Consider the following 16,445-nt stretch of genomic DNA (forward strand, 5'->3'; position numbering starts at 1 on the left):
TATTAACAACGTCGTGATAGAGGCCATAATTTAGCTTCGATCCCGATCGATGAAAGCAATGACGGCGTTTAAGGGCGGCCAGTGAACGCGGGTCGAGAGCGACGTTCAGGAGACTTGTAATGATGGGCAGTGTATCGAAACGGGTCGCCGCGCTCGGCCTCGTTGCTGCGCTAGGTTTGACCGCCGCATCCCCGGCTTTTTCCGCCTCGCTGGCCGGCGGCGCGGGCGCGCTCGCCCCCCGGACCCCGGCGCAGGTGACGACGGTGCAGTATTACGGCCCGCATTACGGCCCGCCGCCGCCCTGCTGGAACTGCGGCCGCCGCAACAACAACAATGGCGCCGCCGTCGGCGCGGGCATCGCGCTCGGCATCCTGGGCGCGGCCGCCATCGCCGGCGCGGCCAGCGCCTCGCCCCCGCCGCCGCCGGTCTATTACGCGCCGCCGCCGCCCCCGACCGTCTATTACGCGCCGCCCCCGCCGCCGCCGGTGGTCTATCAGGGCCCGGCGCGGTGCTGGTACGGCGGCCCGCAGGGTGGCTACTGGGGCCCCTGCTGAGGGTTCACCAGCTTGACGACAAGGGCGGCCTCCGGGGCCGCCCTTTTTGTTTGCGGCCTAGCCGGCAATGAGGCCGACGAGCGAGAGCACCAGCGGCAGCGAGACCGCCGCCGCGAGGATCTGCACGGTCAGCATCTCCGCCAGCAGCGGTGCGTCGCCCCCCATCTGTCGCGCCAGGACATAGCCGTTCGGCGCCGAAGGCACGGCGCAGACGATGGCGAGGACCGCCAGTTCCGTGCCGCCCAGGCCGAACACGAGGCCGAGGGCCACCGCTACCGTCGGCTTCGCCAGCAGCTTGAGCGCCACCGCCACGAACACCACCGGCTTCAGCGCGGTCAAACGGTCGAGCACCAGCCCGCCGCCCACCACCAGCAGGCCCAGCGCCAGCGAAGCCCGGCCGAGAATATCACCGAACTCGACCACCACCGGCGGCACCGGGACGGCGAAGCCGTTGAGCAGCGCCCCGGCACCGCAGGACCAGATGAAGGGATTGCGCGCCAGCTGGCTGGCGATGAAGCGCGGGGTCGGGGCATGCGAGCCGACATAGCGGGCCAGCACGATGACGCAGATCACGTTGACCGCCGGGATCATCGCCACCAGCGCGACCGCCGCCACCGTCACGCCCGCCGCGCCGTAGAGCCCTCCGGCGACGGCCAGCGCGACATAGGTGTTCCAGCGCGTGACGCCCTGGAACAGCGAGGTGAAGGCCGGCCCGTTCAGGCCCATGAGCCGCGACAGCGGCTCGCGCGCCAGCAGCAGCAGCGCCGACATGACGAGGATGGCGCCGAGCATGGCGCCGACCACCGCCACCACGCTGACCCCGCGCAGGTCCGCCTTCACGGCCGAGACCAGCAGCAGCGCCGGAAACAGCACGTAATAGGTCAGTTGCTCGAGGGCGATCCAATGCTCCGGCCGCTTCAGCAGGATGCGCCGCAGCAGCACGCCAAGGAGAATGACCAGGAAGACGGGAACGAGGGCAGTCAGGATGCTGGACATGAACGCGGCACCAACAACAAGGCCCGCCTCCCATAGACTGCCCGCCGGCGGGGCGCCAGCCACGCGCCACCGGGGCCGGGTCGGCATTCCTGGATATGGACGGAAGCTCGTTTGCGGAGGGGCGGCCCGGCCGTCTGCACGACCAGCCCCCAAGTGCAGCCCCAAACCGCAGGCCGCTCGGCAAGCCGGCGATTCGCGGCCGGCATCCATCCGGGGCCGCACGGCCGGCTGCCTCGGTCAGATGTTGGCGAACAGGCGGAACCGGCACGCGACGGGCGGCGCGCCGCGCCACCCGCATCTGTCGCTGCGTCCGCCTCAGGCGGTCAGCGCCGCCTCGATGGCGGCGAGCGCGGCTTCAGCCTTGGCGCCATCAGGGCCACCGCCCTGGGCCATGTCCGGACGGCCGCCGCCGCCCTTGCCGCCCAGCACTTCCACGCCAGTGCGCACCAGCGTCTGGGCATCGAACTTGCCGGCGAGGTCCGCCGTGACGCCGACCACCAGGGCGCCTTTGCCATCGGCCGAGGTATTGGCCACGGCGACCACGCCGGAGCCGATCTTGGCCTTGCCCTGGTCCACGATGGCCTTGAGATCCTTCGGATCGGCACCCTCTAGGGCAATGCGCATGTAGCGCGTGCCGCCGACCTCCACCACCTTGGGGCCGGCCTCATCGCCGCCGCCCATGGCGAGCTTCTTGCGCGCCTCGGCGAGGTCGCGCTCCAGCTTGCGCCGCTCATCGACGAGGGCGGCGACGCGCGCCTCCACTTCCGGCACCGACACCTTCAGCGTGCCGGCGGTGGCCAGCAGGGCGGTGTTGGCCGCATTGAGATGCCGCCGGGCGGCGGTGGCGGTCAGCGCCTCCAGGCGCCGCACGCCCGCGGCGACGCCGCTGTCGGACAGTACCGAGACGATGCCGATGTCGCCGGTGCGGCGCACGTGGGTGCCGCCGCACAGTTCCACCGAATATGGCGCGCCATTGCCGTCGTCCGTGCCCATGGAGACCACGCGCACCTCGTCGCCATACTTCTCGCCGAACAGCGCCCGCGCGCCCGAGGCGACCGCGTCGTCCACCGCCATGATGCGGGTCTCGACCGGCTCGTTGCGCAGCACATAGGTGTTGGCGATGTCCTCCACCTGCGCCAGTTCCTCCGCCGTCACCGGCTTGGGATGGCTGAAGTCGAAGCGCAGGCGGTCGGCGGACACCAGCGAACCCTTCTGGGCCACGTGGTCGCCCAGCACCCGGCGCAGCGCCTCATGCAGCAGATGGGTGGCCGAATGGTTAGCGCGAATGCCCGCGCGGCGGTCGTGATCGACCTTCAGCTCCAGCGGCGTGCCGATCTTCAGCGTGCCCTCGGTGACCTCGACCTCGTGCACGAAAACGTCGCCCAGCTTCTTCTGGGTGTTGAGCACGGTGGCCTTCACGCCTTCGCCGACCAGGGTGCCGGTATCGCCCACCTGGCCGCCGGATTCGCCATAGAAGGGGGTCTGGTTCAGGACCACGAGGCCCCGCGCGCCCGACGCAAGCTCGGTGGTCTCAGCCCCGTCCTTGACGATGGCGCGCACGGCACCCTCGGCCTGCTCGGTGTCATAACCGAGGAATTCGGTCGCGCCTTCGCGCTCGCGCACCGCGAACCAGACGGTGTCGGTCGAGGCCTCGCCGGAACCGGCCCAATTGGCACGGGCCTCCGCCTTCTGCTTCGCCATGGCGGCGTCGAAGCCCGCCCGCTCGACCTCGATGCCGCGGCCGCGCAGGGCGTCCTCGGTCAGGTCCAGCGGGAAACCGTAGGTGTCATAGAGCTTGAAGGCGACGTCGCCGGGGAAACGGGCGCCGGACACCAGGCCCGCGCTGGACTCTTCCAGCAGCGAGAGGCCGCGCTCCAGGGTGCGGCGGAAGCGGGTCTCTTCCAGCTGCAGCGTCTCGGTGGCGAGCGGCTCGGCGCGAACGATCTCGGGATAGGCCCGGCCCATCTCGCGCACCAGCACCGGCACCAGGCGGTGCATCAGCGGATCGCGGGCGCCGAGCAGCTGGGCGTGGCGCATGGCCCGGCGCATGATCCGGCGCAGCACGTAGCCGCGGCCCTCGTTGGAGGGCAGCACGCCGTCGGCGATCAGGAAGACCGACGAGCGCAGATGATCGGCGATGACGCGGTGGCTGGCCTTCTGCGGGCCATCGGACGGCACGTTGGTCAGTTCCGCGACCTCGGCGATGATCGCCCGCATGAGGTCGGTCTCGTAATTGTCGTGGGTGCCCTGGAGCAGCGCGGAGATGCGCTCCAGGCCCATGCCGGTGTCGATGGACGGCCGGGGCAGGTTGAGCCGCTCGCCGGGGAGCTGCTCGTACTGCATGAACACGAGGTTCCAGATCTCGATGAAGCGGTCGCCGTCCTCGTCGGGCGAGCCGGGCGGGCCGCCGGGGATGTGGTCACCGTGGTCGAAGAAGATTTCCGAGCACGGGCCGCACGGGCCGGTGTCGCCCATGGCCCAGAAATTGTCCGAGGTGGGGATGCGGATGATGCGGCTCTCGGGCAGGCCGGCGATCTTGCGCCACAGGTCGAAGGCCACGTCATCGTCATGATAGACGGTGACGAGCAGCTTCTCCTTGGGCAGCTCCCATTCCTTGGTGATCAGGCCCCAGGCGAGCTCGATCGCGCGGTCCTTGAAATAGTCGCCGAAGGAGAAATTCCCCAGCATCTCGAAGAAGGTGTGATGCCGCGCGGTATAGCCCACATTGTCGAGATCGTTGTGCTTGCCACCGGCGCGCACGCACTTCTGCGCCGTGACGGCGCGGGCATAGGGGCGCTTCTCGACGCCGGTGAAGACGTTCTTGAACTGCACCATGCCGGCGTTGGTGAACATCAAGGTGGGGTCGTTGCGCGGCACCAGCGGGGAGGACGCGACCGCCTCGTGCCCGTTCTTGACGAAGTAGTCGATGAAGCTCGACCGGATCTCGTTCACGCCGCTCATGTACCGGCACCACACCCTGTAGACCAGAACCACGCAGGCCGCGCCGGGGGGCGCGCCCGCCTTCCCCGCCGGATGGCCGGACGCCGCCCGCCCTCAAGGCCACGCAGCGCCCAAAAAGGGACATGATCGTTTAACGGCGCCCCCCGCGCTTGTCCAGCAAGCCCCGGCCGGGGCCGCCCCGCGCAACACGGGGGCAGCGCCTGCCGCGCCTCCCGGGCACGCCGATGGCCGCGTCGGGATTACTCTCCCGCACAACCGGAAGGGCGATACCTCGCCCACCCCGAAGCCCGCACGGCACGCGCCTCGCCGCCCCCTTGAAACACATCGGGCGGCCACCGCCGCCCGATCCCGTCCTCCGCTCGGGACCGAAGCCCCTGGATGCGTCCGGGGACTCAGGCCTCGGCCACGTCCTCGCCTTCGTCCCCTTCGGGGCCGCCGGTCAGGATCTGCTCGGCGATGAGGCCGGCATTCTGGCGGATGGCCGCCTCGATGCGGCCGGCAACCTCGGGATTCTGCTTCAGGAAGGTCTTGGAATTCTCCCGGCCTTGCCCGAGGCGCTGGCTGTCGTGGGAGAACCAGGCACCGGACTTCTCCACCACGCCCGCGCGCACGCCGAGATCCAGCAGTTCGCCGGTCTTCGACACGCCCTCACCATACATGATGTCGAATTCCACCTGCTTGAACGGCGGCGCCAGCTTGTTCTTCACCACCTTCACGCGGGTCTGGTTGCCCACCACCTCGTCCCGCTCCTTGATCATGCCGATGCGGCGAATGTCGAGGCGGACGGAGGCGTAGAACTTCAGCGCGTTGCCGCCCGTGGTGGTCTCGGGCGAGCCGTACATCACCCCGATCTTCATGCGGATCTGGTTGATGAAGATGACCATGGTGTTGGACTTGGAGATGGAGGCGGTGAGCTTGCGCAGCGCCTGGCTCATCAGGCGGGCCTGCATGCCCGGCTGATTGTCGCCCATCTCGCCGTCCAGTTCGGCGCGCGGCGTGAGCGCGGCGACCGAATCGACCACCAGCACGTCGATGGCGCCGGAGCGCACCAGCGTGTCGCAGATTTCCAAAGCCTGCTCGCCGGCATCCGGCTGGGAGATCAGGAGGTCATCCAGATTGACCCCGAGCTTGCGGGCATAGATGGGATCAAGCGCATGCTCGGCGTCGATGAAGGCGCAGGTGCCGCCCTTCTTCTGGGCCTCGGCGATGGTGTGCAGCGCCAGCGTGGTCTTGCCCGAGGACTCAGGCCCGTAAATCTCCACCACGCGCCCCTTCGGCAGGCCGCCGATGCCGAGCGCGATGTCGAGGCCGAGCGAGCCGGACGGGATGCTCTCGATCTCCATCACCTTGCCGCTCTTGCCGAGCCGCATGATCGAGCCCTTACCGAAATGCCGCTCGATCTGAGAAAGCGCGGCGTCAAGCGCCTTGGTCTTATCCATGGAGGACCCTTCGACGAGTCTGAGAGTGGACTGAGTCATCGCCGCGCTCCGTGCCTGGCGCAAGAGGAATGCTTGCGAGAATTTCGTACCGCATTTGTTCTCTGTTCGCAATATGTTCTTTTCATCCCGCGCCGCGGCACGGCCCGCCGCGCAGGCTCGATAAACGACAGGAGCGCCAGCCGGCCCGGCTGGCGCTCCACGCCATCATCCGTCAGGACCGTCCAGTCCGGGCGGCCATCGATCGAAGCGGACGCCCGTTTCGGTCAGAACGGAATTTCGTCGTCCATGTCATCGGCCGGGCGTCCGCCGCCGGAGCGCCCGCCACCGCCCGAGCTGCTGGAGCCGGCACCGCCGGAGCGAGCGCCGCTCGCGCCGCCGCTGTAGCCGCCGCCACCGAAGCTGCTGCCGCCACCGCCCATCGGGCTGGACGAGCCGAAATCGGAGCTACCGCTGCTATAGTCGTCTCCGCCCTCGCTGCCGCCGCCGCTGCGGCCGTCGAGCAAGGTGAGCTCGCCACGGTAGGGGCGCAGCACCACTTCGGTGAAATAGCGCTCCTGGCCCTGCTGGTCGGTCGCCTTGCGGGTCTCCAGCTGGCCTTCGATATAGACCTTCGAGCCCTTCTTCAGGAACCGCTCGGCCACGCCCACGAGATTCTCGTTGAAGATGGCCACCGAATGCCATTCCGTGCGCTCGCGGCGCTCGCCGGACGCCTTGTCGCGCCAGGTCTCCGAGGTGGCGATGCGCAGGTTGCACACCCGCCCGCCGTTCTGGAACGCACGCACTTCCGGATCCCGGCCGAGATTGCCGACCAGGATCACCTTGTTGACGCTGCCGGCCATAGGGGTCTCCACTTTACCAAAAACGCGTCCATCGACGTCCGGCCGTCGCGCCGGGGTCCCCGCCCCATCGCCACGCCGCAGCCGATTTCCGCTCTCGCCGCACCCTAGCGGTCCTGTGGAGGGATGCGAGGGCGCGCCGGGGTTGTCCACGAAAATGGGCGCTGCGCGGGATTATGTTCTTTTTTTGTTCTAGACGGATGCGCACGGTTGCACAAGCTGCGCGCGCAAGCTTTTTTACTGGCCCAACCCCATCGTTCCTGTTACGTTCCTTACCGCAACGCACGCGACTGCCCACACTGGAGCGCCAGGATGCCCGCGGAGCCGGACCATGGAGCCTTTGACCCACCAGGCATGCCAGTGCGTCCTCGTCCCCGCGGCTCCCCGGAAGGCGGGACCGGCCGGGCACGCGGCCATCCACGAAAGCGGCCTCCATGCGCTCCATGGCCCTGTCCCGGCAGCGCGCGTCCAAGTCGTCCAAGTCATGACAGGCATCCAGCGCTTGCGCCCATCCGTACTCATAGCCACATCGCCCGGTGATCCTTCGTTCGGCCCCGCCCGGGGCCGGCACGGCGCTCCGCTCCGGCGGGCGCGTCCCCCTTTCCCGCGGCCCTGCCCGCCAGCCCAAGCTCGAGAGACATGAGCGACCGCAAGACCTCTTCCCGTGCCGCCACTGCCGCCGCGGCGCGGCGCGATGCCCGCACCCTGTCCGTGCGCGGCGCGCGCGAGCACAATCTGAAGAACGTGGATCTCGACATCCCGCGCGACAGCCTGGTGGTGTTCACCGGCCTGTCCGGCTCGGGCAAGTCCTCGCTCGCCTTCGACACCATCTATGCGGAAGGCCAGCGGCGCTATGTGGAGAGCCTGTCGGCCTATGCGCGCCAGTTCCTGGAGATGATGCAGAAGCCGGACGTGGACCAGATCGAGGGCCTCTCCCCCGCCATCTCCATCGAGCAGAAGACCACGTCGAAGAACCCGCGCTCCACCGTGGGCACGGTCACCGAGATCTATGACTACATGCGCCTGCTGTGGGCGCGCGCGGGCATTCCTTATTCGCCCGCAACCGGCCTGCCGATCGAGAGCCAGACCGTCTCGCAGATGGTAGACCGCACCCTCGCCCTGCCGGAGGGGGCGCGGCTCTATATCCTCGCCCCCGTGGTGCGCGGCCGGAAAGGCGAATACCGCAAGGAACTGGCGGACTTCCTGAAGAAGGGCTTCCAGCGGGTGAAGGTGGACGGCGCCTTCCATGAGATCGCCGAGGCCCCGCCGCTCGACAAGAAGCTGAAGCACGACATCGACGTGGTGGTGGACCGCGTGGTGGTGCGCGCCGACATCGCCGCCCGCCTCGCCGACAGCTTCGAGACCGCGCTTGGCCTCGCCGACGGCATCGCCGTGCTGGAATATGCCGACGAGAAGGAGCCCGACGGCTCGCCCAAGCGCGTCATCTTCTCGGAGAAGTTCGCCTGCCCGGTGTCCGGCTTCACCATTCCCGAGATCGAGCCGCGGCTGTTCTCCTTCAACAATCCCTTCGGCGCCTGCCCGGCCTGCGACGGGCTCGGCGTGGAGCAGACCATCGACCCCGACCTCGTGGTGCCGGACAAGGCCCGCACCCTGAAGCAGGGCGCCATCGCCCCCTGGGCCAAGAGCACCTCGCCTTACTACGGCCAGACGCTGGATGCGCTCGCCAAGCACTACAAGTTCAAGCTCACCGTGCCGTTCTCGGACCTGCCGGAGAAGGCCAGGGACGTGATCCTGTTCGGCTCCGGCGAGGAGGAGATCGCCTTCTCCTATGACGACGGCCTGCGCAGCTACGAGACGAAGAAGACCTTCGAGGGCATCGTGCGCAATCTCGACCGCCGCTGGCGCGAGACCGAGAGCGACTGGGCGCGCGAGGAAATTTCCAAATATTTCTCCACCGTGCCCTGCGCCACCTGCGCCGGCTACCGCCTGAAGCCCGAGGCCCTGGCGGTGAAGGTGGCGATGAAGCATATCGGCGAGGTGGGCGAGCTCTCCGTGCGCGCGGCCAGCGCCTGGTTCGAAAGCCTGCCGGAGGCGCTGAACGCCAAGCAGAACGAGATCGCCGCCCGCATCCTGAAGGAGATCCGGGACCGCCTGCGCTTCCTCATGGACGTGGGGCTGGAATATCTCACCCTCGGCCGCGCCTCCGGCACCTTGTCCGGCGGCGAGAGCCAGCGCATCCGCCTCGCCTCGCAGATCGGCTCCGGCCTGTCCGGCGTGCTCTATGTGCTGGACGAGCCCTCCATCGGCCTGCACCAGCGCGACAACGCGCGCCTGCTGGAGACACTGAAGCGCCTGCGCGACCTCGGCAACACCGTGATCGTGGTGGAGCATGACGAGGACGCCATCCTCTCCGCCGACTATGTGGTGGACGTGGGCCCCGGCGCCGGCATCCATGGCGGGCGGATCGTCGCCCAGGGCACGCCGCAGGAAATCCTCGCCAATCCAGAGTCACTCACCGGCAAATATCTTACCGGCGAACTCTCGGTGGCAGCCCCGCCCCGCCGCAAGCCGAACCCGCGCAAGATGCTGAAGCTCTCCGGCGCGCGCGGCAACAATCTGAAGAACGTCACGGCGGAGATCCCGCTCGGGCTGTTCACCTCCATCACCGGCGTCTCCGGCGGCGGCAAGTCCACCCTACTCATCGACACGCTCTACAAGGCGGTGGCGCGGCGGCTGAACAATGCCCATGACGCGCCGGCCCCGTTCGACAAGCTGGAGGGGCTGGAGCACCTGGACAAGGTGATCGACATCGACCAGTCGCCTATCGGGCGCACCCCGCGCTCGAACCCCGCCACCTATACCGGCGCCTTCACGCCGATCCGCGAATGGTTCTCCGGCCTGCCGGAGGCCAAGGCGCGCGGCTACGGCGCCGGGCGCTTTTCCTTCAATGTGAAGGGCGGGCGCTGCGAGGCCTGCCAGGGCGACGGCGTCATCAAGATTGAGATGCACTTCCTGCCCGACGTCTACGTCACCTGCGACGTCTGCAAGGGCAAGCGCTACAACCGCGAAACCCTGGACGTGACCTTCCGCGAGAAATCCATCGCCGACGTGCTGGACATGACGGTGGATGAGGGCGCGGCCTTCTTCAAGGCGGTGCCCAGTGTGCGCGACAAGCTGGAGGCGCTGTCCCGGGTCGGCCTCGGCTATATCAAGGTGGGCCAGCAGGCCACCACCCTGTCCGGCGGCGAGGCGCAGCGGGTGAAGCTCGCCAAGGAGCTGTCGAAGCGCGCCACCGGCCGGACGCTCTATATCCTGGACGAGCCCACCACCGGCCTGCACTTCCACGACGTGGCCAAGCTGCTGGAGATGCTGCACGAACTGGTGGACCAGGGAAATACGGTGGCGGTCATCGAGCACAATCTGGAGGTCATCAAGACCTCGGACTGGGTGATCGACCTCGGGCCAGAGGGCGGCGACGGCGGCGGGCAGGTGCTGGTCAGCGGCCCGCCCGAGACGGTGGCCAAGGAGAAGCGCTCGCACACCGGCCACTTCCTGGCCGAGGTGCTGGCGCGCCGCCCCATGAAGAAGCGCAAGGCCCAGGCGGCGGAATAGCGCCGGCTCCGGCGGCGCCCGCCCTGCCGGGTGCCGCCTGCCGGGGCATGGAGGATGGGGGCGAATCGCGCCTAGTGCCGCGCCTGCGGTCCGGCGGGTGCGGTCCGTGCCGCGGACGATGTCTTGGACACACAATTCCCCGTTTGCGCCACCGTGTCACGCGACGCCGCGCGGGGATGCACGCGGACGCCGGCGCCAGCCGATACCTTCCCGCGGCCTTGCTGCTGCCCTCCCGCGGCCGTCCTGCGCCGCCCGCCGCGAGTTGCGTCACCCTGACGGCCCGGCCACGGCCTTCCTGGAGACGCACCTGCCTTCCCGCCCCGCCCACCGGAAGCGGTGCCATCGTGACGGCCACGGCCATGCTGGAGGTGCACCGCCCGTCCCACCCCACCCGTCGCGAGTTGCGCCATCCTGACGGCCCGACCACGGCCCTCCTGGAGGTGCACCTGCCGTCCCGCGCCGCCCGCCGCGAGCGGCGCCATCGTGACGGCCACGGCCACGCCCTTCCTGGAGACGCACCTGCCGTCCCGCGCCGCCCCGCCGCGACCGGCGCCACCGTGACGGCCACGGCCACCGGAGACGCACCTGCCCGCCCGTCCCGCCCCGCCGCGACCGGCGCCACCGTGACGGCCCCGGCCACGGCTATCCTGGAGATGCACGCCGTCCCGCCCCGCCCGCCGGAAGCGGCGCTGCGCAACGGCCCCGGCCACGACAATCCTGGAGATGCACCTGCCGTTCCGCCCCACCGCAGCGAGCGGCACCACCGTGACGACCCCCAGCCGGGGCCATCCTGGAGACGCACCCGCCGTCCCGCCCCGCCCGCCGCGCATTGCGCCATCGTGACGGGCCCCGCCACGGCCACCCCTGGAGACGCACCTGCCGTCCCGCCTCACCCGCAGCGAGCCGCGCCACCGTGACGGCCCCGCCTCCGGCGCGGGGGTGCACCGCAACACGGGCGTCCCGCCGCGCTGTCACCTCGGCGGGCGGCTGACCGCCACGCGGTGCCCCCTCCGCTCGGGCCGGACGGCCGCCACCGCCTTTGGCGCAGATTCGGCGTTCGGCAGGCCCCCGACCGGCCCCCGGCCGGCGCGAGGCCGGCGCGGCGCGGCGGCGGCTGAGGCGAAAATACATCCAAGCTGAACCGAAATCGGCCGGATCCGCCGTGTCCGCCCCGTCCGGAAAAGGGGTGGGGCATGCATTTTTGCCGCAGGTGCGAAGGCGATACCACCGGCTACCTCCGCAGATGCCCTGGAATGGCCATTTTTAAACGTACACAAACGAAGCGGCCGGACACGCCGCCGGCCACCAAAAATCCAATTACTGATGATATTTCAAATAGATATACCATAATTCCGGCGGCTGCCTATTTTGGCGGCACGCCCACCGCCGCAGCGGCGGCGGACCGGATCAGTCAAAGTCTAAAGTGCTCATTCACAAGGCATTAATAATCAAAATCACTCCAAAACTGCTTATATGCGGGGCACGCAATGCTGCAATGCATCAGTCCGCCTTGGGCGCAACTCGACTTGGCGCTATCTAACAGCCCAGAACATGACACGAGCCGGAAGGGTTCGTGGAAGGAGACTGAAAATGGTCATTTGGGGTTATATCGCCCGTCAGGTGCGTCGCTGGAATGCCTACAACCGCACGATCGCCGAGCTTTCTCAGCTGGACGACCGCACGCTCGGTGACATCAATGTCAGCCGCAGCGAGATCCGCGCCATCGCGCGCAACGCCGCCGTCCAGGTCGCGTGAGGCTCCCCTGGGCGCACCGCGCCCGGGTGAGGAACTGAAGCGTTCCGAACGTGGCCCCCTCGGGGGCCATTTTCGTTTGTAAGGTGGCTCATCTTGAAGCCTCCGGCCGGATCGGGCACAGAACGGCCTTGGAGTGCGATCGACCCGCATCGAAGCACTTCGGTGCTTCGATGCGGGTCGTGAATCGCTCTCTCTCTATAAGTGAGAGACTGATTCACCGATCAGGTTGATTCAACCTGATCGGATCAGGCTCTAGACCGTGATCGGCGGCGCCGTCGCGCGGCCCCGCGGGCCGTATCCCCGCCGCCCGCCCCAGTGAGGACCCATGAGCCACGCATCCACCCAGCCGGTCCATGTCATCGGCGGCGGCCTTGCCGGCTCGGAGGCCGCCTTCCAGCTCGCTGAGCGCGGCGTGCCCGTGGTGCTGCACGAAATGCGCCCGGTGCGCGGCACGGAAGCCCACCACACCGAGGGCCTGGCCGAGCTGGTCTGCTCCAATTCCTTCCGCTCGGACGATGCGCAGACCAATGCGGTCGGCGTGCTGCATGCGGAGATGCGCCGCGCCGGCTCGCTCATCCTGCGCTGCGCCGATGCCAACCAGGTGCCGGCCGGCGGCGCGCTGGCGGTGGACCGCGACGGCTTCTCGCAGGCCGTCACCCAGGCGCTGGCCGATCACCCGCTGGTGGAGATCCGCCGCGAGGAGATCGACACGCTGCCGCCGGCGGACTGGGACAATGTCATCATCGCCACCGGCCCCCTTACCTCCCCGGCCCTGGCCCAGGCGGTGCTGGAGCTGACCGGCGAGAGCGCCCTCGCCTTCTTCGACGCCATCGCCCCCATCGTCCACCTGGACAGCATCGACCTGTCCAAGGCCTGGTTCCAGTCGCGCTACGACAAGGTCGGCCCCGGCGGCACCGGCGCCGACTATATCAACTGCCCGCTGGACAAGGAGCAGTACGAGGCCTTCGTCGATGCGCTGCTGGCCGCCGAGAAGGTGGCGCTGCGCGATTTCGAGGCCAAGACGCCCTATTTCGACGGCTGCCTGCCGATCGAGGTGATGGCCGAGCGCGGCCGCGAGACCCTGCGCTTCGGGCCGCTGAAGCCGGTCGGCCTCACCAATCCGCACAATCCGACGGTGAAGGCCCACGCCATCATCCAGCTGCGCCAGGATAACAAGCTCGGCACGCTCTATAACCTCGTCGGCTTCCAGACCAAGATGCGCCACGGCGAGCAGGTGCGGGTGTTCCGCACCATCCCCGGCCTGGAGCAGGCGGAGTTCGCCCGGCTCGGCGGCCTGCACCGCAACACCTATCTGAATTCCCCGCGCCTGCTGGACGGCGCCCTGCGCCTGAAGGCCGATCCGCGCCTGCGCTTCGCCGGCCAGATCACCGGCTGCGAGGGCTATGTGGAGAGCGCCGCCGTGGGCCTGATGGCGGGCCGCTTCGCGGCGGCGGAACGCCGCGGCGAGACGCTGGCGCCCCCGCCGCTGACCACCGCCCACGGTGCGCTGCTGGCCCATATCACCGGCGGTCATATCGAAGGCCAGGACGGCGGCCCGCGCTCGTTCCAGCCCATGAACGTCAATTTCGGCCTGTTCCCGCCGATGGACGTCACCCCCAAGGGCGAGGACGGCAAGCGCCTGCGCGGCACGGAAAAGACCCTGGCCAAGAAGCGCCTGCTGGCCGCCCGCGCGCTCGCCGACATGGCCGCCTGGCTCGACACGTCCGCCATCGCGGCTTAAGAGGCCCTGATGCCGAGGCTGAAACGCTCCGTGCCGCCGGTCGAACACCGGGCGGACCCTTCCCGCTTCACCGTGGACACGGTGCTGAAGCGCGACGTGTTCTCGACCGTCGAGCGCGGCACCTGGATCGACCGCGACGGTGTCGCCCACCCCGCCGTGCGGCGGCGCTGGGACAAGGTCTCGCCCTGGTTCGCGCCTTTGGCCGCGCGGCTCGCCGCCTTCGAGGTGAACGCGCTGGAAAAGGTGACCGCCACCGGCGTCACCACGCCATTGCTGGCGGTGGGCAGGCGCTTCCTGGTGCGCGGCTGGATCGACGGCGTGCCGTTGCAGATCGCCCGCCCCACCGGCGACCTGCACTATTTCCATTCCGCCCGCGATGCGTTGCGCACCCTGCATGCCGCCGGCTATGCGCATAACGACCTCGCCAAGCAGCAGAACTGGCTGCGCGGCGCCGACGGCGAAGCCTGGCTGATGGATTTCCAATTGGCCCTGCCCATCAGCCGGCGCTGGAAGCTCGGCCGCGTGCTGGCCTATGAGGACCTGCGCCACCTGCTCAAGCACAAGCGCACCTATTGCCCGGAGGCGCTGACCCCGCGCGAGCGCAAGATGCTGGCCACCAAGAGCCTCATCACCCGCGTGTGGATGAACACCGGCAAGAAGGTCTACCGCTTCGTCACCCGCCGCCTCATGTCCTATTCGGACACCGAGGGGCGCGGCCCGCGCGTCACCCAGGTGGCCCCCCGCATCGCCGATGCCCTGTCCACCCACCCGGCGGTCCATCACGTCCACATGGCGGATTTCCAGACGCTGGGCGGCAAGGTCGGCCTCTATGCCTTCGTGGAGGCGGACGCCCAGGTGAGCGTGGAGGCGCTGCGGCTGCATCTGGCCGAGGCCCTGCCCGATCGCCCGCACCTCGATCATCTCCAGATCGTGCCGCGCCTGCCGCGCGCGGCGGACGGCGGCGTGCGCGACGACCTGCTGCTGCTGGTGGCCCGCAACCAGATCGAGATGCTGGACGCGCTGGCCGGCGACGACGACACCCGCCGCCTCGTCGCCGACATCGCCCGCGGCCGCCTCAACCTCACCGACCGCATCACCCGCCCGGCGGCCTGAGGGCCTCCCCTGCCCGGCGCCTCAGGCGCTGGCGATGTCGGCCAGGAAGCGGTCCACTTCCCGGCGCAGGTGCTGCGCCTTGCCGGACAGTTCCGTGGCCGTGGAGAGCACCTGGGAGGCCGACTGGCCGGCATCGGCCGCCGCCTGGTTGAAGCCGGACATGTTCAGCGTCACGTCCTGCGTGCCCCGGGAGGCGCGCTGCACATGGCCGGAGATGTCGCCGGCCGCCCGCTTCTGCTGCTGGATGCCGGTGGCGATGGCCGCCGAGAGGGCGTTCATCTGGCGCACGATGTCGGCGATGGCGCCGATGGCGCTGGCGGTCTCGCCGGTGGCCGCCTGCATGTCGCCGATCTGCGCCTCGATCTCGCTGGTGGCCTTGGCGGTCTGCTCCGCCAGCGCCTTCACCTCGGACGCCACCACCGCGAAGCCCTTGCCGGCATCGCCCGCCCGCGCCGCCTCGATGGTGGCGTTCAGCGCCAAAAGGTTGGTCTGGCCGGCGATGGTGCTGATGAGATCGACGATGGCGCCGATCTTGTCCGCAGCCGCCGACAGCCGCCCCACCGTCGAGACGGTCTCGCCCGCCACCTCCACGGCGCGGCCGGCGATGGCGGCGGATTCGGCCACCTGCCGGTCCACGTCCTGTACCGAAGCCGACATTTCCTCTGTCGCGCTCGCGACGGAGCGCACGCTCTCCGACGCATCCGCCGAGGCGGAGGCCACCGCGCCGGCGCGGGCCAGCGTCTCGCCGGCCGTGGCGTGCAGCGCCTCCGCCGCGCTATGCATGCCGCCGGCGGACTGGGACAGCGAGGCGACGATGGCCCCCACCGATCCGTCCAGGGCCTGGGCCAGCCCGTCCAGCGTCTGCCGGCGCTCGCGCCGGCCGCTGTCCAGATAGACCGAGATGGCGAAATCCATGTCGAGCATGAGCGCCTTGGTGATGGCGCCTTGCAGGGCGGTCGCCCGCGCCAGCCCGCCCCGGTTGAACAGGCCCGAGGCCATGTCGTGCGCGATCCGCGCCGAGAGGTTCACCAGCAGGAAATTATAGCCGCCGATATAGAAGCGCGGGGCGAGGCCGATGGCGTTGTGAACCTCGCCGATCCGCGTCACCGAGGCCACATAGGCCTCGTCGAAGCGCCCCTCGGTGATGAGGCCCCAGTGCCGGATCTGCATGTCCCGCGCATGGGCCATGTGCGCCTTGCTCCTGAAGAAGCGCGCCGCGTCCGGGAACAGCTGCACGTGCTGGTAGAAGGCATCCAGCGCCTCGGGCAGGATCCGCAGGATGTAGGATTTGTTCTGACGCAGGATCTCCCCCGTCAGCGTGTCGATGCCGTGAAAATCCAGGGCCTGCGGTACATTGACAGTGCGCGACATATAACTCCCCACGCCACTCGCATCGCTCTGCCTGCCGCACGGCTCATGTCGGGGACGTGTCGGAACAGGGCAGCGCGGCGCCGCCGCGACGACGCCAGACGGCCCT

10 protein-coding genes are annotated in these 16,445 nt (G+C 69.1%); 5 read left to right on the forward strand and 5 right to left on the reverse strand.

Annotation, left to right across the window (positions count from 1 at the left end):
* Window positions 1–119 precede the first annotated feature (119 nt).
* Window positions 120–554 (forward strand): hypothetical protein, encoded by a 435-nt coding sequence (locus YU1_RS32000; RefSeq protein ID WP_156922118.1) that lies wholly within the window; start codon window positions 120–122, stop codon window positions 552–554.
* 57 nt (window positions 555–611) lie between these two features.
* On the opposite strand, the gene YU1_RS0113490 is transcribed toward YU1_RS32000, so the two are convergent.
* From YU1_RS0113490 to ssb, 4 genes are all read right to left on the reverse strand, one after another.
* Window positions 612–1,550, reverse strand: coding sequence for an AEC family transporter (locus tag YU1_RS0113490; RefSeq protein ID WP_029004531.1), 939 nt, complete (start codon window positions 1,548–1,550; stop codon window positions 612–614).
* A 315-nt stretch (window positions 1,551–1,865) separates the two neighbouring features.
* A complete protein-coding gene (alaS, locus tag YU1_RS0113495) occupies window positions 1,866–4,511 on the reverse strand; it encodes an alanine--tRNA ligase (protein ID WP_029004532.1) in 2,646 nt (881 codons plus the stop codon).
* A gap of 392 nt (window positions 4,512–4,903) precedes the next feature.
* A complete protein-coding gene (gene recA / locus YU1_RS0113500; RefSeq protein WP_029004533.1) occupies window positions 4,904–5,989 on the reverse strand; it encodes a recombinase RecA in 1,086 nt (361 codons plus the stop codon).
* A 224-nt stretch (window positions 5,990–6,213) separates the two neighbouring features.
* Window positions 6,214–6,789, reverse strand: coding sequence for a single-stranded DNA-binding protein (gene ssb, locus YU1_RS0113505; protein ID WP_029004534.1), 576 nt, complete (start codon window positions 6,787–6,789; stop codon window positions 6,214–6,216).
* A 636-nt stretch (window positions 6,790–7,425) separates the two neighbouring features.
* Between ssb and uvrA the strand changes: the two genes are divergently transcribed.
* The 4 genes from uvrA to YU1_RS0113525 all read left to right on the forward strand — a co-directional run bounded on the left by uvrA (window position 7,426) and on the right by YU1_RS0113525 (window position 14,968).
* On the forward strand, window positions 7,426–10,359 hold the full coding sequence (uvrA, locus tag YU1_RS29370; protein WP_035715339.1) for an excinuclease ABC subunit UvrA: 2,934 nt from the start codon (window positions 7,426–7,428) through the stop codon (window positions 10,357–10,359).
* Between the two features lie 1,590 nt (window positions 10,360–11,949).
* On the forward strand, window positions 11,950–12,114 hold the full coding sequence (locus tag YU1_RS32665) for a DUF1127 domain-containing protein (RefSeq protein ID WP_084539851.1): 165 nt from the start codon (window positions 11,950–11,952) through the stop codon (window positions 12,112–12,114).
* 325 nt (window positions 12,115–12,439) lie between these two features.
* Entirely contained in the window at window positions 12,440–13,855 is a 1,416-nt protein-coding gene (trmFO, locus tag YU1_RS0113520; RefSeq protein WP_029004535.1) for a methylenetetrahydrofolate--tRNA-(uracil(54)-C(5))-methyltransferase (FADH(2)-oxidizing) TrmFO, read from the forward strand.
* 9 nt (window positions 13,856–13,864) lie between these two features.
* Complete coding sequence (locus YU1_RS0113525) at window positions 13,865–14,968, forward strand: serine/threonine protein kinase (protein WP_051356843.1); 1,104 nt, start codon at window positions 13,865–13,867, stop codon at window positions 14,966–14,968.
* Between the two features lie 21 nt (window positions 14,969–14,989).
* Here the strand turns inward: YU1_RS0113525 and YU1_RS34745 are convergent, their stop codons facing one another.
* On the reverse strand, window positions 14,990–16,339 hold the full coding sequence (locus YU1_RS34745) for a globin-coupled sensor protein (protein ID WP_029004537.1): 1,350 nt from the start codon (window positions 16,337–16,339) through the stop codon (window positions 14,990–14,992).
* Window positions 16,340–16,445: the final 106 nt, after the last annotated feature.

The organism is Azorhizobium doebereinerae UFLA1-100 (assembly GCF_000473085.1).
GTDB lineage: Bacteria > Pseudomonadota > Alphaproteobacteria > Rhizobiales > Xanthobacteraceae > Azorhizobium > Azorhizobium doebereinerae.